Annotated in this window: 16 protein-coding genes and 1 tRNA gene; 7 read left to right on the top strand and 10 right to left on the bottom strand. The window is 63.9% G+C overall.

The features are described 5' to 3' along the window. The first annotated feature begins 309 nt into the window (after positions 1–309). From ACIIOY_RS24550 to ACIIOY_RS24540, 3 genes are all read left to right on the top strand, one after another. Entirely contained in the window at positions 310–777 is a 468-nt protein-coding gene (locus ACIIOY_RS24550; RefSeq protein WP_411037308.1) for a BA14K family protein, read from the top strand. Between the two features lie 1,331 nt (positions 778–2,108). Continuing rightward, entirely contained in the window at positions 2,109–2,792 is a 684-nt protein-coding gene (locus ACIIOY_RS24545; protein ID WP_411037305.1) for a pyocin knob domain-containing protein, read from the top strand. A 336-nt stretch (positions 2,793–3,128) separates the two neighbouring features. Further along, positions 3,129–3,476: a hypothetical protein gene (locus ACIIOY_RS24540; RefSeq protein ID WP_411037304.1), complete on the top strand. Its 348-nt coding sequence runs from the start codon at positions 3,129–3,131 to the stop codon at positions 3,474–3,476. Between the two features lie 46 nt (positions 3,477–3,522). Here ACIIOY_RS24540 and ACIIOY_RS24535 read toward each other — a convergent pair whose 3' ends face one another. Beyond that, positions 3,523–4,176: a DUF1698 domain-containing protein gene (locus tag ACIIOY_RS24535; protein ID WP_411037303.1), complete on the bottom strand. Its 654-nt coding sequence runs from the start codon at positions 4,174–4,176 to the stop codon at positions 3,523–3,525. A 499-nt stretch (positions 4,177–4,675) separates the two neighbouring features. On the opposite strand from ACIIOY_RS24535, the gene ACIIOY_RS24530 reads away from it, so the two are divergent. Next, positions 4,676–5,116 (top strand): site-specific integrase, encoded by a 441-nt coding sequence (locus ACIIOY_RS24530; protein WP_411037302.1) that lies wholly within the window; start codon positions 4,676–4,678, stop codon positions 5,114–5,116. 84 nt (positions 5,117–5,200) lie between these two features. Here ACIIOY_RS24530 and ACIIOY_RS24525 read toward each other — a convergent pair. Continuing rightward, positions 5,201–5,277, bottom strand: a tRNA-Pro gene (locus ACIIOY_RS24525). A gap of 160 nt (positions 5,278–5,437) precedes the next feature. On the opposite strand from ACIIOY_RS24525, the gene ACIIOY_RS24520 reads away from it, so the two are divergent. Beyond that, complete coding sequence (locus tag ACIIOY_RS24520) at positions 5,438–5,959, top strand: MgtC/SapB family protein (protein WP_411037301.1); 522 nt, start codon at positions 5,438–5,440, stop codon at positions 5,957–5,959. A 392-nt stretch (positions 5,960–6,351) separates the two neighbouring features. Here ACIIOY_RS24520 and cysN read toward each other — a convergent pair whose 3' ends face one another. Genes cysN through ACIIOY_RS24505 form a run of 3 tightly spaced genes read right to left on the bottom strand, consistent with a single transcriptional unit; the run spans position 6,352 to position 9,597 of the window. Continuing rightward, entirely contained in the window at positions 6,352–7,839 is a 1,488-nt protein-coding gene (cysN, locus tag ACIIOY_RS24515) for a sulfate adenylyltransferase subunit CysN (RefSeq protein WP_411037300.1), read from the bottom strand. A gap of 1 nt (position 7,840) precedes the next feature. Then, positions 7,841–8,794, bottom strand: coding sequence for a sulfate adenylyltransferase subunit CysD (gene cysD, locus ACIIOY_RS24510; protein WP_411037299.1), 954 nt, complete (start codon positions 8,792–8,794; stop codon positions 7,841–7,843). 50 nt (positions 8,795–8,844) lie between these two features. Next, a complete protein-coding gene (locus tag ACIIOY_RS24505) occupies positions 8,845–9,597 on the bottom strand; it encodes a phosphoadenylyl-sulfate reductase (RefSeq protein ID WP_411037298.1) in 753 nt (250 codons plus the stop codon). 331 nt (positions 9,598–9,928) lie between these two features. Here ACIIOY_RS24505 and ACIIOY_RS24500 point away from each other — a divergent pair, with 331 nt between their 5' ends. Together ACIIOY_RS24500 and ACIIOY_RS24495 are read left to right on the top strand one after the other, a co-directional pair. Then, entirely contained in the window at positions 9,929–10,261 is a 333-nt protein-coding gene (locus ACIIOY_RS24500) for a DUF6152 family protein (protein WP_411037307.1), read from the top strand. Between the two features lie 10 nt (positions 10,262–10,271). Then, positions 10,272–10,742, top strand: coding sequence for a DUF2214 domain-containing protein (locus tag ACIIOY_RS24495; RefSeq protein WP_411037297.1), 471 nt, complete (start codon positions 10,272–10,274; stop codon positions 10,740–10,742). On the opposite strand, the gene ACIIOY_RS24490 is transcribed toward ACIIOY_RS24495, so the two are convergent. The 5 genes from ACIIOY_RS24490 to betI all read right to left on the bottom strand — a co-directional run bounded on the left by ACIIOY_RS24490 (position 10,735) and on the right by betI (position 16,567). Beyond that, positions 10,735–11,016, bottom strand: coding sequence for a hypothetical protein (locus tag ACIIOY_RS24490; protein ID WP_411037296.1), 282 nt, complete (start codon positions 11,014–11,016; stop codon positions 10,735–10,737). The two genes, ACIIOY_RS24495 and ACIIOY_RS24490, sit on opposite strands and share 8 nt — an antisense overlap. Before the next feature lie 58 nt (positions 11,017–11,074). Beyond that, positions 11,075–12,727, bottom strand: coding sequence for a choline dehydrogenase (gene betA, locus ACIIOY_RS24485; RefSeq protein ID WP_411037295.1), 1,653 nt, complete (start codon positions 12,725–12,727; stop codon positions 11,075–11,077). Between the two features lie 199 nt (positions 12,728–12,926). Next, positions 12,927–14,390 carry a betaine-aldehyde dehydrogenase gene (gene betB / locus ACIIOY_RS24480; RefSeq protein ID WP_411037294.1) on the bottom strand — a complete coding sequence of 488 codons (1,464 nt, stop codon included), beginning with the start codon at positions 14,388–14,390 and terminating at the stop codon, positions 12,927–12,929. 1 nt (position 14,391) lies between these two features. Beyond that, positions 14,392–15,921 carry a choline-sulfatase gene (betC, locus tag ACIIOY_RS24475; RefSeq protein ID WP_411037293.1) on the bottom strand — a complete coding sequence of 510 codons (1,530 nt, stop codon included), beginning with the start codon at positions 15,919–15,921 and terminating at the stop codon, positions 14,392–14,394. A gap of 49 nt (positions 15,922–15,970) precedes the next feature. Beyond that, entirely contained in the window at positions 15,971–16,567 is a 597-nt protein-coding gene (gene betI / locus ACIIOY_RS24470) for a transcriptional regulator BetI (protein WP_411037292.1), read from the bottom strand. Positions 16,568–16,586: the final 19 nt, after the last annotated feature.

The following is a 16,586-nucleotide window of genomic DNA, read 5'->3' as shown; positions in this document are numbered from 1 at the left end:
CCAGCCAGCATCTTGAATCACAAATACGGCGACTTGGGAATCCTACTCCGATTCAACCCAAGATCAGTTCGCTCTAGGGGGTGAATATAGCTCATGCGTCTTCGGCTGCCGCTTCCATTATGGTAGGCCGGCAATCAGCTTCGAAAGCGGATACTCACACTTTCCATCCCTAGACATTGGCCAAACGGCACACGATAACGTTACCGCGGGAAACTTCGCGTTCATCCAGCGTTCAATTGATGACCCATAGGCTTGGTCATCAATTGAAAGGACAAGAGCGTGAAGAAATTATCGATAATTGCAATTGCCATGGCAACGGCGTTCTCCGGTCTGTCGCCGGCAATGGCTACACCGATCGGTGTGCCGACTAGCCCGATCATTGTCCAAAGCGACGTGCAGCAGGTCCAAGACAGGCGTGAATGGCTTCGCGGGCGTGAGTTCCGACGCGATAGGCGCGACTGGCGGGACGGTAGGGACAGGCGAGACAGGCGGGAAGTTCGTCGGTATGGCCGAGACCGCCAGGGCTGGTACAACGGCCAGCGGGGTTACCGAGAACATCGCCGGGGTTACCGCCGCCATAGTGACGGATGGTGGTATCCGCTTGCTGCTTTCGGGGCAGGAGCCATTATTGGAGGCGCGATGTCCCAGCCTTCGACGAGCTACGGCGGCAGTCACGAGCAGTGGTGCGCCAACCGTTACAGGACATATCGCGTGTCCGACAACACGTATGTGCCGCGGGTCGGTGTAAGGGCGTATTGTAATTCTCCCTACAACTAACGGGGAGTATCCACATCGGCGGGAGCCGGGCTTAGGTCCGGCTTCTCAGATCACGATAGTCGTTTCATTGTTTCAATATTTCAGCCATCACAGTGTCCGTATCAACCACTAGATCGGCTTCAATTGCACGTTCGATAAATCGGGTAGCTCGTTCAATATGATCCTCAGTCGGCACCCGCTGAACGACGACATGAAGATCAGCCGTAATCCACGATCCGCTCCTTCCCCATCTGGGACTCATGCTGTATTTCACCTTGATTGTGGTATGAGTATTGGCATAAACGCGCTGCGAAGCGAGAAAGTCTCGTATCAGATCATCGCTGCTTTTGTTTGCGCCTCATGAATACTTTGAGTTAGGGCCAAGAACGAGCTTACCACTTGCTGATGACTTCGAAACGGCTTTGCGAAAGCGCGTAACCACATTGTTGTCAAACCCGAGTTGTCCGGCATATTCAATGTTGGCAAGTTCGACGCCAGCTCTGTGCCGTCGACCCACCGCGATATCTGTATCTACCACGCGGTAGCCAGGCGCCACTGTAATAGTGACGGTCTCACGTTTTCTCCCGTCACGTGACCCTATCCGCCGATCAACAATTCTGTATGTTTGGACAAAAGTAGGTGCATCTGGCGCTGCCGCGCAGTATTTGATGCCCATTCTTTCGAACCGAGTCTCTGCGGATGCATGCGCTGCCGTGAACGCTACTATCGTGCAAATGGCGACCCGATGCAGAAATGAAAATCTCATCTTCGTTCCCCTGTAAATGACAACGGTTGAATGATGCAACGTCTGGGGGCAGGAGTCGATAGCTTCAATCACCTCGCACGTCCTCTCCGTTCGTGCGCTGGTCGGCCGTCGGGTTCGGGATCTCCCGACGGCCATCCTCCTCCCGGTCCCTCCTAAGAACGGTCTCCCCGTGATTGGCATGAACCTTTACTGCCCCGTCAACCGTATCGCTGGCACTGTGGACGCCCAGGCTGTTCAGCCCGACGGCAAGGCCCTGGTCCGCATCAACGACCACTGGCTTGAAGTCGAGAGTCTGCGTGGCGCCTAAACGCTTCCGGCCAGAGCACCAGACGCTTTACAAGCATCCGGCCTGGCAACCGCTCCGCAAGAAGATCTTCCTTCGCGACAACTACACCTGCCAGTGGCACGGCTGCGGCAAGCTACTGATAGGGAAGGGCAAGGCACCGGACGCTCCGGTCGCGCACCACAAGCGGGACCACAAGGGCGACCTCGCACTCTTCCTCGATCCGGCACCAACTACACCCTTGACGGCCGGCTCCTCGGTACGGTCGTCACGCAGAGCCAGACGGACACGACCGGCGGGCGGTTGCTTAAGGCCAGCGACTTCGGGAATGGCTTCGCGGTCATTCTGACGGCGTCCGACAACCTCGACAACCTGACGGCAGGCGGCCTCTACTACAATCCGACCGGCGCCAACACGCCCAACAACAATTACCCGATCTCTTCCGCAGGTGCGCTTTACGTCAACTATTCCCAGACGAACAGGCACACGCAGATGTTCGTGTCGTATGGGGGAGACTCTACGGCGGCAGGTCTTCGCGTCTTCATCCGCAGCTACGGCAATTCCGGCTGGACGCCGTGGTGCGAGGTTATCCATCAGGGAACCATTCTCCGGCCCGTAGGCCAGTCAGGCGGCGTCCCGACCGGCGGGGTCATGCAGCGCGGCAGCAACGCCAACGGCGAATGGGTGCGCTTCGCTGACGGCACGCAGATCTGCACCGGCGTCGTCACAGAGACCTACGACATAAACACGGCGACGGGAAATGCATTCGTGTCCGCCCTCATTGGCCTCTCGCTGGCTTCGAACTTCGTATCCGCCGCAACGACATCGGTATCGATTTCGCCCGATCAGCTCGCCGTGGGCAATATCTGGGTGGGCTTCCAAAGAGCCTCGGCCGTCGGCGCTGCCCAGTGCCGTCTCATGGCATCGTCGTCGCTGGCAGGGCAGACGGTTGGGCTTAAGATCACAGCGGTCGGCCGCTGGTTCTAAAGGAGAGCATAGCAATGATCATCAACCTATCGCCGCTCTATGACGGGTCGGCCGTCGAGATCGTCAAGTCGGGTGACTGCCTTACGATCAACGGCGAGGCTTACGACTTTTCGAGCCTGCCGGATGGCGCCTAGATCGCGGATTTTGCCGTATCCTGCGACTTTATCCGCGGCCCTGTCAGGCGCGAGGGCGGGCACCTCGTCCTCACTATTCGGCTTCCTTATTCGGGCGACAACCCGTCCCAGGCCGTGACGAACCCCGCGCCGATCGTCGATCCGCCGGACGGGCCGCTCGATCTGCCGCACGATCCTGAACCCGTGAACGAGGAGAACACCGATGTGGACGCCTGATCCCGCGATCATCATCACGGCCGAGGCGAAGGCCGAGCAGGCCAAGGCTGCGCTCCTGGCGCAGTTCTCAGGCGCCATCCAGGCCCAACTCGACGCCAAAGCCAGGGAACGCCAGTACGACAGCGTGCAGACGGCCGTCTCGTATCGGAACGATCCTAATCCGACATTCGCGGCCGAGGCCGAGGCGCTGTTCGCCTGGCGATCCGCGGTATGGAGCTATTCCACGACCGAGCTTGGCAAGGTCGCCGTCGGCGAGCGGCAGGTGCCGACCATCGAGGATTTCATTGATGAACTGCCGGCGTTCGAGTGGCCGGGACAGGGTGAGGGAGGGTGACGATTGACGAAGTAGTGTTTATGCCTCACGCACAACACGTAAAAGGCTACTTCGCTTCGAAATACCATTGGTTTGTCAAAGCTGACCAGTTTTCGCTTTCGGTCTTCTTGTGGATCGTTATGATCTCCGAGAAGCCAGCCTCCTCAAACAATTTCCTGTGGCCATCCTCAGTCAATTCCCAATCAACATTACTCCTTGCCTCACTCATGAAGAGTTGGGACGAGAAGAACGAGCGTTGTGAGTTCTGCCTGATATATCGCAGGATATTGAGGTTGGCTCGGCGCGTGAGGTGATACAAGACGCCCAGGTAGAAGATCACGTCGAACTTGCCGAGATCTTTGGCATATTTCTCAGGGGGTGTGTCGGAAGAAATACGATAATGAAGCACTTCCGCGTCAATGGAAAATGTCTTTACGACAAACTTAGCTTGGTTGTAAAACTTCTCGTTACCCTCAACACCAACAAGACGCGAGGGACAAGCTTTGGCTATCTCTATGAGATTGCCGCCAGCGTTGCACCCCAAGTCCAGAACTTTCTTCCCGGACAGACTTTCCTTGCTGATGTGTTTTGAAAGATATTTCTTCCACAAAAGCTCTTTGTTGCGGCCAGGACCGACAACCACTCCATTAGGAAACTCGATGCGTTCCCAGAAGTCACCAAGTTCATTGAGCTTTTCTTTGAATTCGCTTTTTTCAAGCATCGAATGTCATCCCGTATGCTGAAGTTGGATTCATTAGGAATATCCTAGACATTCTCGTCAAGGCACAAATGTAACCTTGCCGTGCTAAATGAGCCTTGGCTAAGGGCAACTCCCAAATCTCGCACGAAAGGACCCCATCATGAACCGCTCCGCATTCTACGTGTCGGGGTGCCAGCGCACGTCCGGCATTTTCGGCACGTCTGCATCGCCACGCGCCTAACCTAACCACCAGAGGATCAACCATGACCATTACGACCACGTCTCAGCGTGGCCGCGCGTTTCTGCGCGCCCATGAAGGCAACCCGCTGACTTGTTATCTGGACCCCGTTGGCGTTCCGACGATCGGTCAGGGTTTCACAATGCGGTCCAAGGTGCGGCGTTTGATATCCCGATCGCCTCTGCAAATTCACTTGCGCAATCGATGTCGACGGCCTCCACCACAAGAAACCAGGCGTACGCTTCTTCATCGCTATTCTCGCGGATATGGCAGGCGTCGTTCGTGAAGGAGCAGGGGCGTCCGTACATCGATCTGGATGCCGGCATGTTCTATCGCGCGTGGGAAGGCGAGATGGTGGCCTCGAATAAACGTGCGCCGCCGATCCGCCTTCCTGCTCGTCTGCTCGCCCACATGAGACGGTGGCATTCGAACGGCGCCAGGTATGTCGTCGAGTACAACGGGAAGCCGGCGGACCCCAAGCGGGCCTTCCGGAACTTGGTCGACGAGGTATTGGGTGAGGGAGCTGATGGCGTCGTCCGCCACACCTTGCGACATACAGCCGCCACATGGCTCATGCAGGCAGCCACCGACAAGTGGGAGGCGTCCGGCTATCTGGGGATGACCCTGGAGACGCTGGAGAAGACCTACGGCCATCATCACCCGGATCATCAGGCCGGTGTCGGGGAAGCGTTTACAACAGGGAGGGCAGGGCGAATGAAGTAGCAATCGTTGCCGTATTCATTGCCGTGATTTTTCAAGAGGATTTTCGGGAAACATTCAACCGCCTGATCTTTTAGCGGTTTCCGCTGGTCGGAGTGGCGTGATTCGAACACGCGACCCCCACGTCCCGAACGTGGTGCGCTACCAGACTGCGCTACACTCCGTGACCAGCGGCGCTTCCTATAGAACAGGCTTTTCGTTTCGACAAGCGCAAAATATCAAAAAAATCCGCCATGTTGGCGAAAGTGCCGGGATGGCGGGGGATTTTTCCGCGCCGGCCTTGTGCGGGGGGAACAGGATGGCGGCTGCGGCGTTTGGCGAGCCATGGAACAGATCATCGCCGACCTCTTTCCGAGGACCGAAGTGCCCTATCCCGTCATCCTCGCGCGCATGGTCGGGGCGATCCTGCTCGGCGCGGTGATCGGCGCGGAACGGGAATACCAGGACCATCCGGCAGGCCTTCGCACGCATATCCTGGTGGCGCTCGCGGCCTGCGTCTTCGCGCTCCTTTCCATCGAGAGCGTGCACATGGCCGGCTTCTCCGACGAGCAGGTGCGCATCGATCCGCTGCGCGTCATCGAAGCCGTCACCTCCGGCGTCGCCTTCCTTGCCGCCGGGATGATCGTCTTTTCGCGCGGGCAGGTGAAGGGGCTGACGACGGGCGCGGGCATGTGGCTTGCCGGCGCCGTCGGCCTGGCGGTCGGGCTCGGCTACTGGTTCGTCGCCGTCGTCGCCACGGCCGCCTGCTTCGTCGTGCTCTTCATCCTCGCCAAGATCGAGATCGGCAACGGTTCCGACGCGCCGCAGGACGGTGGGCCGCCCTCCAAGGCGGGCGAGGAAAAGTAGGGCCTTTCCATCAACCCCTGATGGAACAATCCGCGCCCGCGCGCGTTTCCAGGTCAACGCAATGAGGAAAGGAAAATCCAATGGCTCGGGCTTTGATTCTCTGGTTGATGGGCGTGCCGCTCTTCGTCGTCCTCCTGCTCTGGTACTTCTTCTTCTGAGCGGGCAGACGACGGGATAAAGACGATGGGATAAAAGGGGCCGGAAGGCTCCACCAGCCTCTCCTCCGTCATGCCCGGGCCTGACCCGAGCATCCATAAGCCTTCGAAAGGAATGGATCCCCGGGTCAAGCCCGAGGATGACGGCGTGCTTGGGGCACTGTCGTCACAAGACCGAAGGGGCCTTCCGGCCCCTTTTTCATGCCCGATCGCCTTTCATGCCCGATTCGGCGGGCGCTATTCGTCGAGGTCCGCCAGCAGCTCCGCGGCGCGGCCGGCGCTGGTGTGGCGCACGTCGACGTCCTGGCGGCGGCCCGCGAAGAGCTCGGTCGCCATGATCTTCTCCGCGAGGTCGGCGGGCAGCGACAGCAGCACGCGCTGGTCGTCCTTGTGGATGCCGCCGATCTCCGAGCGGCGGCCGGTGATCATGCCGCCGGCGACCGTGTTGTTGGTGTCGGGGTCGATCAGGATGAAGGCGCCGGTCGTGCGGTTCTGCTCGTAGGTGTCGAAGATCGCCTGCTCGTCGAAGGTGAGGCGCACCTTGCCGATCGCGTTCATGCCCAGCCTTTCGGCCGGATTCCACTTCGAGGTCGCAAGGTCGAGCTGGCTCACCGGCGCGACGCTGACGCGCTGGCGGCGCGAGCCGCTCTTCAGCCAGTAACGTTTTCCTGGCTCGATGCCCTCCGGCTGGAGGGCGACGAGCTGGGCGTCGAAGCCGCGGCCGGTCATCGGCTGGCTGTCGATGGCGACGATCATGTCGCCGCGCGAAACGTCCACCTGGCGGTCGAGGACCAGCGTGACGGCGTCTCCCGCCACGGCCGCGTTGCGCACGAGGTCGAAGGTGACGATCTTGGTGACGTTCGCCACCATGCCCGAGGGCAGGACGACGACGCTGTCGCCCGGCTTGACCGAGCCGCCGGCGACCGTGCCCTGGTAGCCGCGGAAGCTTTCGCCGGGGCGCGAGACGCGCTGCACCGGCAGGCGGAAGCCGACCGTCTGGCCGGCGCGGGTCGTCGCCTTCTCCAGCGTTTCCACCAGCGTCGGGCCGTCGTACCAGGGCATGGCCTTGCTGCCGTCGTAGACGACGTTCTCGCCCTTCAGCGCCGACATGGGGATGGCGGTGATCTGCTTGACGCCGAGGGTCAGCGCGAATTCGCGGAACTCGTGCGCGATTTGATCGAAGCGGGCGCGGTCGTAGTCCGTCAGGTCGATCTTGTTGACGGCGAGCACGAACTGGCGGATGCCCATCAGCGTGGCGATGGTGGCGTGCCGGCGGGTCTGCTCGAGGATGCCGGCGCGGGCATCGACCAGGAGCACGGCGAGGTCCGCCGTCGAGGCGCCGGTCGCCATGTTGCGGGTGTACTGCTCATGGCCGGGCGTGTCGGCGACGATGAAGGAGCGGCGGTCCGTCGAGAAGTAGCGGTAGGCGACGTCGATGGTGATGCCCTGCTCGCGCTCGGCCTGCAGGCCGTCGAGCAGCAGCGCGAAGTCGGGCAGGCCGAGGTCGTTCTGCTTGCCGCTGTCGCGGTGGAGCGTGGCGGCCTGGTCTTCCTTGACGGCCTTGGTGTCCCAGAGCAGGCGGCCGATCAGCGTCGACTTGCCGTCGTCGACCGAGCCGCAGGTGATGAGGCGGAGCGGGCGGGAATCGCGGATCGCCCGCGCCTGTTCGTGGACCGGCTCTTCCACGGGAAGCACCTCGGCGGTTGCGGTGGCGGACACGGTCATCTCAGAAATACCCTTCGCGTTTCTTCTTTTCCATGGAGCCGGACTGGTCGCGGTCGATCGCGCGGCCCTGGCGTTCGGAGACGGTGGCGGTCTCCAGCTCGGCGATGATGTCGTCGAGCGTCGCGGCGTCGGAGCGGATGGCGCCGGTCAGCGGGAAGCAGCCGAGCGTGCGGAAGCGGATGACGCCTTCCTGCTTCGTTTCGCCGGGCAGCAGTTCGAGGCGCGGGTCCTCGGCGAGGATCATCATGCCGTCGCGCTCCACATAGGGGCGCTTCCTGGCGAAGTAGAGCGGCACGATCGGGATGTCCTCGGCCTGGATGTAGCGCCAGATGTCGACCTCGGTCCAGTTTGAGAGCGGGAAGGCGCGCACGCTCTCGCCCTGGCGGATCATGCCGTTGTAGATGTTCCACAGCTCCGGGCGCTGGTTGCGCGGGTCCCAGCGGTGGTCCGGCGTGCGGAAGGAGTAGATGCGCTCCTTGGCGCGCGAAGCCTCCTCGTCGCGCCGCGCGCCGCCGAAGGCCGCGTCGTACTTGCCGGCGTCGAGCGCCTGGCGCAGCGCTTCGGTCTTCATGATGTCCGTATAGAGGGCCGAGCCGTGCGTGAAGGGCGTGATGTTCTCCGCCGCCCCGCGCGGGTTGATGTGCTCGGTGAGGTCGAGGTCGTATTCCTTCACGATGTTGTCGCGGAAGGCGATCATCTCGGCGAACTTCCAGCCCGTGTTGACGTGCAGCAGCGGGAAGGGCACGCGGCCGGGATAGAAGGCTTTTCGCGCAAGGTGCAGCAGGACCGAGGAGTCCTTGCCGATCGAATAGAGCATGACGGGCCGCTCGAATTCGGCGGCGACCTCGCGGAAGATGTGGATCGCCTCGTTCTCCAGCGCCTTCAGGTGCGGATCGAGCGGCGGCTTCGGCGTTGCGTTGTGCTTCGCTTCCGCTTCGTGACGGATATCGGACATTTGGACTCTCAACTCCGGATGGGGCGCCTTGGGAGGGGCGGTGCGTTCGCTCAGGCCGCGCTCGGGGCCCGGATGGGGGAGGCGGCGGCTTCGGGAACGTGCAGGCCGCATTCGCGCTTCTCGTCGTTCTCCCACCACCAGCGGCCGGCGCGCTCGGGCTCGCCCGGCTTGATGGCGCGCGTACAGGGCTCGCAGCCGATGGAGGGATAGCCGCGGGCGTGCAGCGGGTTCACCGGCACGGCATTGTCGGCCACATAGGCCTTGATGCGCTCGATGTCCCAGTCGGCCAGCGGGTTGATCTTGACGAGGTTCCGCTCGGCGTCGAATTCCGCGAAGGGCGTGTCGGCGCGGTTGCCGGACTGGCCGCGGCGAAGGCCGGTGATCCAGAAGGATGCCCCTTCGAGCGCGCGCGCAAGCGGCTTCAGCTTGCGCACGCCGCAACAGGCGTGGCGCGCTTCCACGCTCTCGTAGAAGCCGTTGAGGCCGTATTTCGCGGCATAGGCGTCGATGTCGTCCTGCACCGGATGATAGCGGGTGATGGTGATGCCGTACTGGCCCTCGGTCTCGTCGATGAGGTCGACGGTCTCCTTGAAGAGGCGGCCGGTCTCCAGCGTCACCACGTCGATCGGCAGGCGCTGCGTGCCGATGGCGGCGGTGATGACCTGGTCCTCGATGCCGAGGCTGGTGGTGAAGACGGCGCGCCCGCCGAGCCCGGCCACGAGCGCGAGGCGCCCGGCAAGGTCGAGGCCGGCGAGTTTGGCGTTCAGGGCCTCGGCGGTCCCGTTTCCGGTAAGAGCAGTCATTCCGTTTCAAAGCCTTCGCAAGAATTTGCGGGATTATCGCAGCCCCGGGCGGAAGGGGACAGCAAAACGGATTTCCAAAGCCTCGGGCGCAGGAGCAAATATCTCTCCATCTGCCGCCCGCAGCAGAAATCCTGCCGCCGCCGAACGCTTTGAAATTATTCTACAAAAATAGTGGACTATTGTTCGGCAAGGCCACGCGCCGGCCGTTCAACAATGCTTGAACGGCCTCGCCGGACGGGGCGTGTATTCTATCTACCTCAAGGTTTTAAGGAAGGAGCATGCCATGCAGATTGCAGGAAAGACGCTCGCCGCCGCCGCCGCCGCTGTCGCGATGACGTGCGCGACGGCTCTTGCCCATCACGGCTGGGGCTGGGCGGAGGAGGCGCAGACGGAACTGACCGGCAAGGTCGTCTCCGTCACCGTCGCGCCGCCGCATCCCTCGCTGGACGTCGAGGCCGCGGACGGGCTGTGGAAGATCGAGCTCGGCAATCCGCGCCAGACGGAGCGCTCGGGCTTCGACGAGACGTCCGCCAAGCCGGGCGACGAGGTCGTGGTGCTCGGCAACCGCTCGCTGGACAGAAGCGAGAAGCGCATGAAGGCGGTGCGCATCACGGTGGCCGGCAAGGTCTACGACATCTACCCGGAACGGATCCGGACGAACTGACGGGGCCGGGATGGAGGCGCTCGACTGGTTCGCCGCAACGCCGGTCGCCGCCGCCCTGAAAGGGTCGGCGCGGCTCTACCTCGTCGTGAATGCCGCGCATGTCCTTGCGATCGGCCTCGTCGTCGGCGCCATCGTGCCGCTCGACCTCAGGCTCGCCGGCGTGATCCGCTCCGCGCCGATAGCCGCCGTCGGCCCGCTCCTGTCGTGCACCGCGGCGGCCGGCGTCGTGCTGGCGGTCCTCACCGGCCTCTGCCTGTTCTCCGTCCGCCCGCAGGAATATGCGCAAAACCCGGCCTTCCTGGCGAAGGTCTCGCTCGTCGCCCTCGGCGTCGCCAATGCGCTCGTCCTGCACCGGCTCGGCGGCTGGCGCCGGGCGCTTGCGACAGGCGCGGTGACGCCCGCCCTGCGCGTGCAGGCGCTGCTGTCGCTCGTCCTCTGGATCGGCGCGGTGCTGGCGGGGCGCTGGATCGCCTTCATCTGACGGCGCTGCGGGCCGGGTGCGGCAGGAGCCGGCCCCAGCGCTCGTCCCACAGGTCCTCCTCGTCGACGACGACGAGGTTGCGCGGGTTGACGTCGCCGGCGATCATCCGCTCAGCGCTGGCAAGGGCCTCTTCCACCGGTATGGGGATCGTGTCGCGCGCCTGCGCCGGATCGGTGATGAAGGCGCAGGGGCCGGTCACGCCCTCGATCAGCGTGACGACCAGATCGGTCTCCTTGCTGACGTCGTTTCGCGAAACCTTGTGGTAGATCGGCATGGGCTTCCTCCGGGCAATGCCGGCGTAAATCCCTGCGATCGAATATGGTTCCGAAGTGTTACCGGTCGCTCACGGCCGCGCGCGGGTTCACCCACGGCTCCTGGTTGGAGCGGGGCAGCGGCTGCTTGCCGAGGATGTGGTCGGCCGCCTTCTCCCCGGTCATGATCGACGGTGCGTTGAGGTTGCCGTAGGTCACGTGCGGGAAGATCGAGGAATCGGCCACGCGCAGGCCGTCGACGCCGATGACGCGCGTCAGCGGATCGACCACGGCCATCGGGTCGTCCGGATCGCCCATGCGGCAGGTGCCGCAGGGGTGGTAGGCACTTTCCAGGTGCTCGCGCAGGAAGGCGTCGATCTCGGCGTCCGTCTGCACCGTCTCGCCCGGCTGGATCTCCGGCCCGCGGAACTCGTCGAACGCCTTCTGCGAGAAGATCTCGCGGGTGAGGCGCACGCAATGGCGGAACTTCACCCAGTCCTCCTCGTGGCTCATGTAGTTGAAGCGGATGACGGGATCGGCCATCGGATCGGGAGAGCGCAGCGTGACGGTGCCGCGCGACTTCGACAGGTTGTAGCCGACATGCACCTGGAAACCGTGGCTCTTGGCCGCCGCCTTGCCGTCGTAGGAGATGGCGACGGGCAGGAAATGGTACTGGATGTCCGGCTGCTTCAGCCCCGGCGCGGAGCGCAGGAACGCGCAGGCCTCGAACTGGTTTGAGGCGCCGAGCCCGCCCTTGGAGAGCAGCCACTGCGCCCCGGCGACCCCCTGCCAGAACCACGGCAGCCAGGAATAGAGCGAGACCGGCTTGGTGGAGACCTGCTGGAAGTAGAATTCCATGTGGTCCTGCAGGTTGGCGCCGACGCCCGGCCGGTCGGCCTTCACCTCGATCCCCATGTCCTTGAGGTGCTGCGCCGGGCCGATGCCGGAGAGCATCAGGAGCTTCGGCGAGTTGAAGGAGGAGGCCGAGACGATCACCTCGCGGTTCGCCTTCACCACCTCGATGACGCCGTTCCGCTCGATCTCGACGCCGGTAGCCCGGCCGTCCTCGATGACGATCTTGCGGGCGAAGCAGCGCAGGAGCGAGACGTTCGGCCGCTTCAGCGCCGGTTTCAGGTAGGCGTTCGCCGCGGACCAGCGCCGGCCGTTGTGGATCGTCTGCTCCATCAGGCCGAAGCCCTCCTGCTTGGAGCCGTTGTAGTCGTCCGTCAGCTCGAAGCCTGCCTGCTGTCCGGCCTGGATGAAGGCGTGGAAGAGGGGGTTCGTCACCGGGCCGCGCCGCACGTGCAGCGGCCCGTCCGTGCCCCGCCAGCCGTCCTCGCCGCCGTGCGAGGTCTCCATGCGCTTGTAGTAGGGCAGCACGTCCGCATAGGCCCAGCCGCGCGCGCCGAGCTCTTCCCAGCGGTTGAAGTCCTCCGCATGGCCGCGCACGTAGACGAGGCCGTTGATCGAGGACGATCCGCCGATCACCTTCCCGCGCGGCGCCGTGATGCGCCGGTTGTTGAGGTGCGGCTCCGGCTCGGAGAGATAGCCCCAGTTGTAGCGCTTCATGCTCATCGGCCAGGCGAGCGCCGCCGGCATCTGGATGAACGGCCCGAAATCCGACCCGCCGTATTCCAGCACCATGACGCTATGCCGGCCGTCCTCCGAAAGCCGGTAGGCCAGCGCCGAGCCGGCCGAGCCGGAGCCGATGATGATGTAGTCCGCGTTCTGCATGACCGTTTCTTTCCTGCGTTTAAGCCCCTCATCCGCCTGCCGGCACCTTCTCCCCGCAAGCGGGGAGAAGGACGATGTGGCGATCGCTCATTCCGATCCGCGTGGCGCCGATGCGGCGGAAAACGACGCGTCCAGCCTCCTTCGCCCCGCTTGCGGGGAGAAGGTCGCGGCAGCGGGATGAGGGGCAATCCCGATCACCTCAATACGGCGCCTCGACCTTGCCCATCGACACGTAGACCGTCTTCAGCTCGCTATAGTGCTCCAGCGCGGCGAGCGAGTTCTCGCGTCCGAAGCCGGACTGCTTGGAGCCGCCGAAGGGGATTTCCACGGGGCAGAGGTTGTAGGTGTTGATCCACAGCGTGCCGGCCTCCAGCCGGTCGGCCACGCGGTGCGCGCGGGTGATGTCCGCCGTGAAGACGCCGCCGGACAGGCCGAATTCCGTGGCGTTGCCGCGCGCGACGACTTCCTCTTCGCTGTCGAAGTCGAGCACGCACATGACCGGCCCGAAGATCTCTTCCCGCGCGATGGTCATGCCGTCGGTGACATCGGAGAACACGGTCGGCTGGATGTAGTAGCCGTCGCCCGAGACGTCGTTGGGGATGCCGCCGCCGGTCAGGAGCGTCGCGCCCTCGGCCTTACCCTTCCCGATATAGTCGAGGACCTTGTCGCGCTGGGCCTTCGAGACCATCGGGCCGAGCTGCGTCGCCTCGTCCATCGGGTCGCCGATCAGGATCTTCTCCGTGCGCTCCTTGAGACGCGACAGGAATTTCTGCTTGATGCCCTTCTGCACGAAGACGCGCGTGCCGTTCGAGCAGACCTGCCCCGTCGAATAGAAGTTGCCGAGCATCGCCCCGCCGATGGCGCTTTCGAGGTCGGCGTCGTCGAAGACGATGAGCGGCGACTTGCCGCCGAGCTCCATGGTCACATGCTTGAGGTCGGAGGCGGCCGCCCCCGCCACCTTCCGGCCCGTCGGCACGGAGCCGGTCAGCGAGACCTTGGCGACGTCCTTGTGGTTGACGAGCAGCGGCCCGGTCGTCCGATCCCCTTGGATGACGTTGTAGAGCCCCTTCGGCAACCCGGCCTCGACAAGAATCTCGGCGATCTTCAGCGCGCCGAGCGGCGTGTTCTCCGAGGGCTTGAACACCATGGCATTGCCGCAGACGAGGGCCGGCGCGCCCTTCCAGCAGGCGATCTGCTGCGGATAGTTCCACGCGCCGATGCCGACGCACACGCCGAGCGGCACGCGCTTGGTAAAGGCGAAGTCCTGCCCGAGCGGGATGTAATCCCCGTTGAGCCCCGCCGCCGCGATGCCGCCGAAGAACTCGAAGGCGTCCGCCCCGGATGTCGGGTCGGCGACGATGGTCTCCTGGATCGGCTTGCCGGTGTCCAGCGTCTCCAGCTCGGAAAGCTCCCGGTTCCTCTCGCGCATGATCTCCGCCGCGCGTTTGAGGACGCGCCCGCGCGCGGTGGGGCTCGCCGCCGCCCATTCCTTCTGCGCCCGCCTGGCGGAGGCGACGGCCTTTTCCACGATGGCGGGTGTCGCCGCATGGAGGCGCGCGATCACCTCGCCGGTGGCGGGATAGACGCTCTCGAAGGGCGTGCCGGCAACGTCCTCGACGTATTCGCCGTCGATGAAGTGCGAGGCTTTCGGTTGGGCTCTCATCTCATTCTCCCCGCGGATAGCGTTTGGATTCTTCGAGGTTGTCGAGGTTCATGTGGTTGCGCATGTAGCGTTCGGAGGCCTTCTGCAGCGGCTGGTGGTCCCACGGATAGTAGGCGCCGTTGCGCAATGCCTCGTAGACCACCCAGCGCCGCGCCTGGCTCTCGCGCACGGCCGCGTCGAAGGCCGCCATGTCCCAGCGCGCCTCGCGCATCTGCCGGAAGGCCTCCAGCGTCGCCCGGATCACCGGGTCCTCGGAGGCGGCAAGGTTGGTGAGCTCCAGAGGATCGGCGTCGAGGTCGTAGAGCTGCTCCGGGTCGAGCTCGCAATGGACATATTTCCACTTGCCCTCGCGGATGGCGACGAGCGGCGCATAGGAGGCTTCCGCCGCATATTCCATCAGCACCGGCGAAACCCGCTCGGCCCCGCCGATCACCGGCACGAGGCTTTCCCCGTCCGTCCAGGGCAGGACCTCCTCCATCGAGATGCCGGCAAGCTCGCAGAGCGTCGGCGTCACGTCGAGGTTGGAGGTGGGCGCGAGGGTGAGGCCGGGCGCGACGCCGGGGCCGGCGATCATCAGCGGCACGCGGGCCGAGCCCTCGAAGAAGTTCATCTTGAACCACAGGCCCCGCTCGCCGAGCATGTCGCCGTGGTCCGAGCAGAAGAGGACCAGCGTGTCGTCGAGCATGCGCGTGCGCTCGAGCGTGTCGAGGAGTTCGCCCACCTTCTCGTCGAGGTAGGAGATGTTGGCGAAATAGGCCCGGCGCGAGCGGCGCACGTTCTCCTCGGTGATGGAGAAGGCGGCATAGTCGCAGGATTTGAGGATCCGCTCGGAATGCGGGTCCTGCACCTCCAGCATGCCGACCTCCGGCATCAGGTGTTCGCAGTCCTCGTAGAGGTCCCAGAATTTCCTGCGCGCCACGTAAGGATCGTGCGGATGGGTGAAGGAGACGGTGAGGCACCAGGGGCGGCGGCCCGCGTCGTCGTTCTCGCGCGCGAGCTGGTAGAGCTTCTGGCCCGCGAGGAAGGCGACCTCGTCGTCATATTCCATCTGGTTGGTGATCTCCGCGACGCCCGCGCCCGTCACCGAGCCCATGTTGTGGTACCACCAGTCGATGCGCTCGCCGGGCTTGCGGTAATCCGGCGTCCAGCCGAAATCGGCGGGATAGATGTCGGTGGTCAGCCGCTCCTCGAAGCCGTGCAGCTGGTCCGGCCCGACGAAATGCATCTTGCCCGAAAGCGCCGTGTAGTAGCCGGCGCGGCGCAGGTGATGCGCGAAGGTCGGGATCGAGGAGATATATTCGGCCGCATTGTCGTAAACCCGCGTGCGGCTCGGCAATTGTCCCGCCATGAAGGAGGCGCGGGCCGGCGCGCACAGCGGCGAGGAAGTGTAGTTGTTGGCAAAGCGCGCCGAGCGCGCGGCGAGCGCCTTGAGGTGCGGCGCGTGCAGGAAGTCCGCCGGCCCGTCCGGAAAGAGTTTCCCGTTGAGCTGGTCGACCATGATGATCAGGATGTTCGGCTTGCTGGCGGTCACGGGTGGGATCCTCGGGTGTGGAACAGGATGGTATGGCTGGCTCTACCCATCATTCCGCCTCCACCCCGCAGGCCCGGAGCTGCGCGTCCACATAGCTCTCCGTCAGCGCGATCGAGGATTCGATGCTGACGGGCGCCGAGCGCAACCCCTGCCGCAGGTAGAGCCCGTCGATCATCGCCGCCGCGCCGTCGGCGATGGCGGCCGCCTTCTCGGCGGAGCAGAGTTGCTTGAGGTTGGACAGGAGATTGGAGTTGAGCCGCCGCGCATAGACGACGAGGAGGCGCCGCACCGCTTCCGAACGCTGCGCTTCCGTATAGAAGGCGAGCCAGGCGGCGACGGTCTCCGGCGCGAACTGGTGCGCCTGGAAATTGACGCGGATGACCGCCGAAAGTTTTTCGCGCGGCGTTGCGGCCTCCTTCAGCGCCGCCGCGGCATCCGCGCGCAGCGTGCGCAGCAGGCTGCGGATCGTCTCGATGACGAGCTGCTCCTTCGAGCCGAAATAGTGGTGCGCCAGGGCAGGCGACACGCCCGCATGGCGGGCGATCTCCGACATGGTGACGGTCAGCGACCCGTGATCGCCGACGGCTCTCAGCGTCGCGTCCACCAGCGCCTTGCGGCGCACCGGCTCCATTCCGACCTTCGGCACGGCGTTCCCCTTTGTTCTT

Source organism: Shinella agrisoli (assembly GCF_046557955.1).
Taxonomy (GTDB): Bacteria; Pseudomonadota; Alphaproteobacteria; order Rhizobiales; family Rhizobiaceae; genus Shinella.
This window is presented reverse-complemented; position numbering and strand designations above follow the sequence as displayed.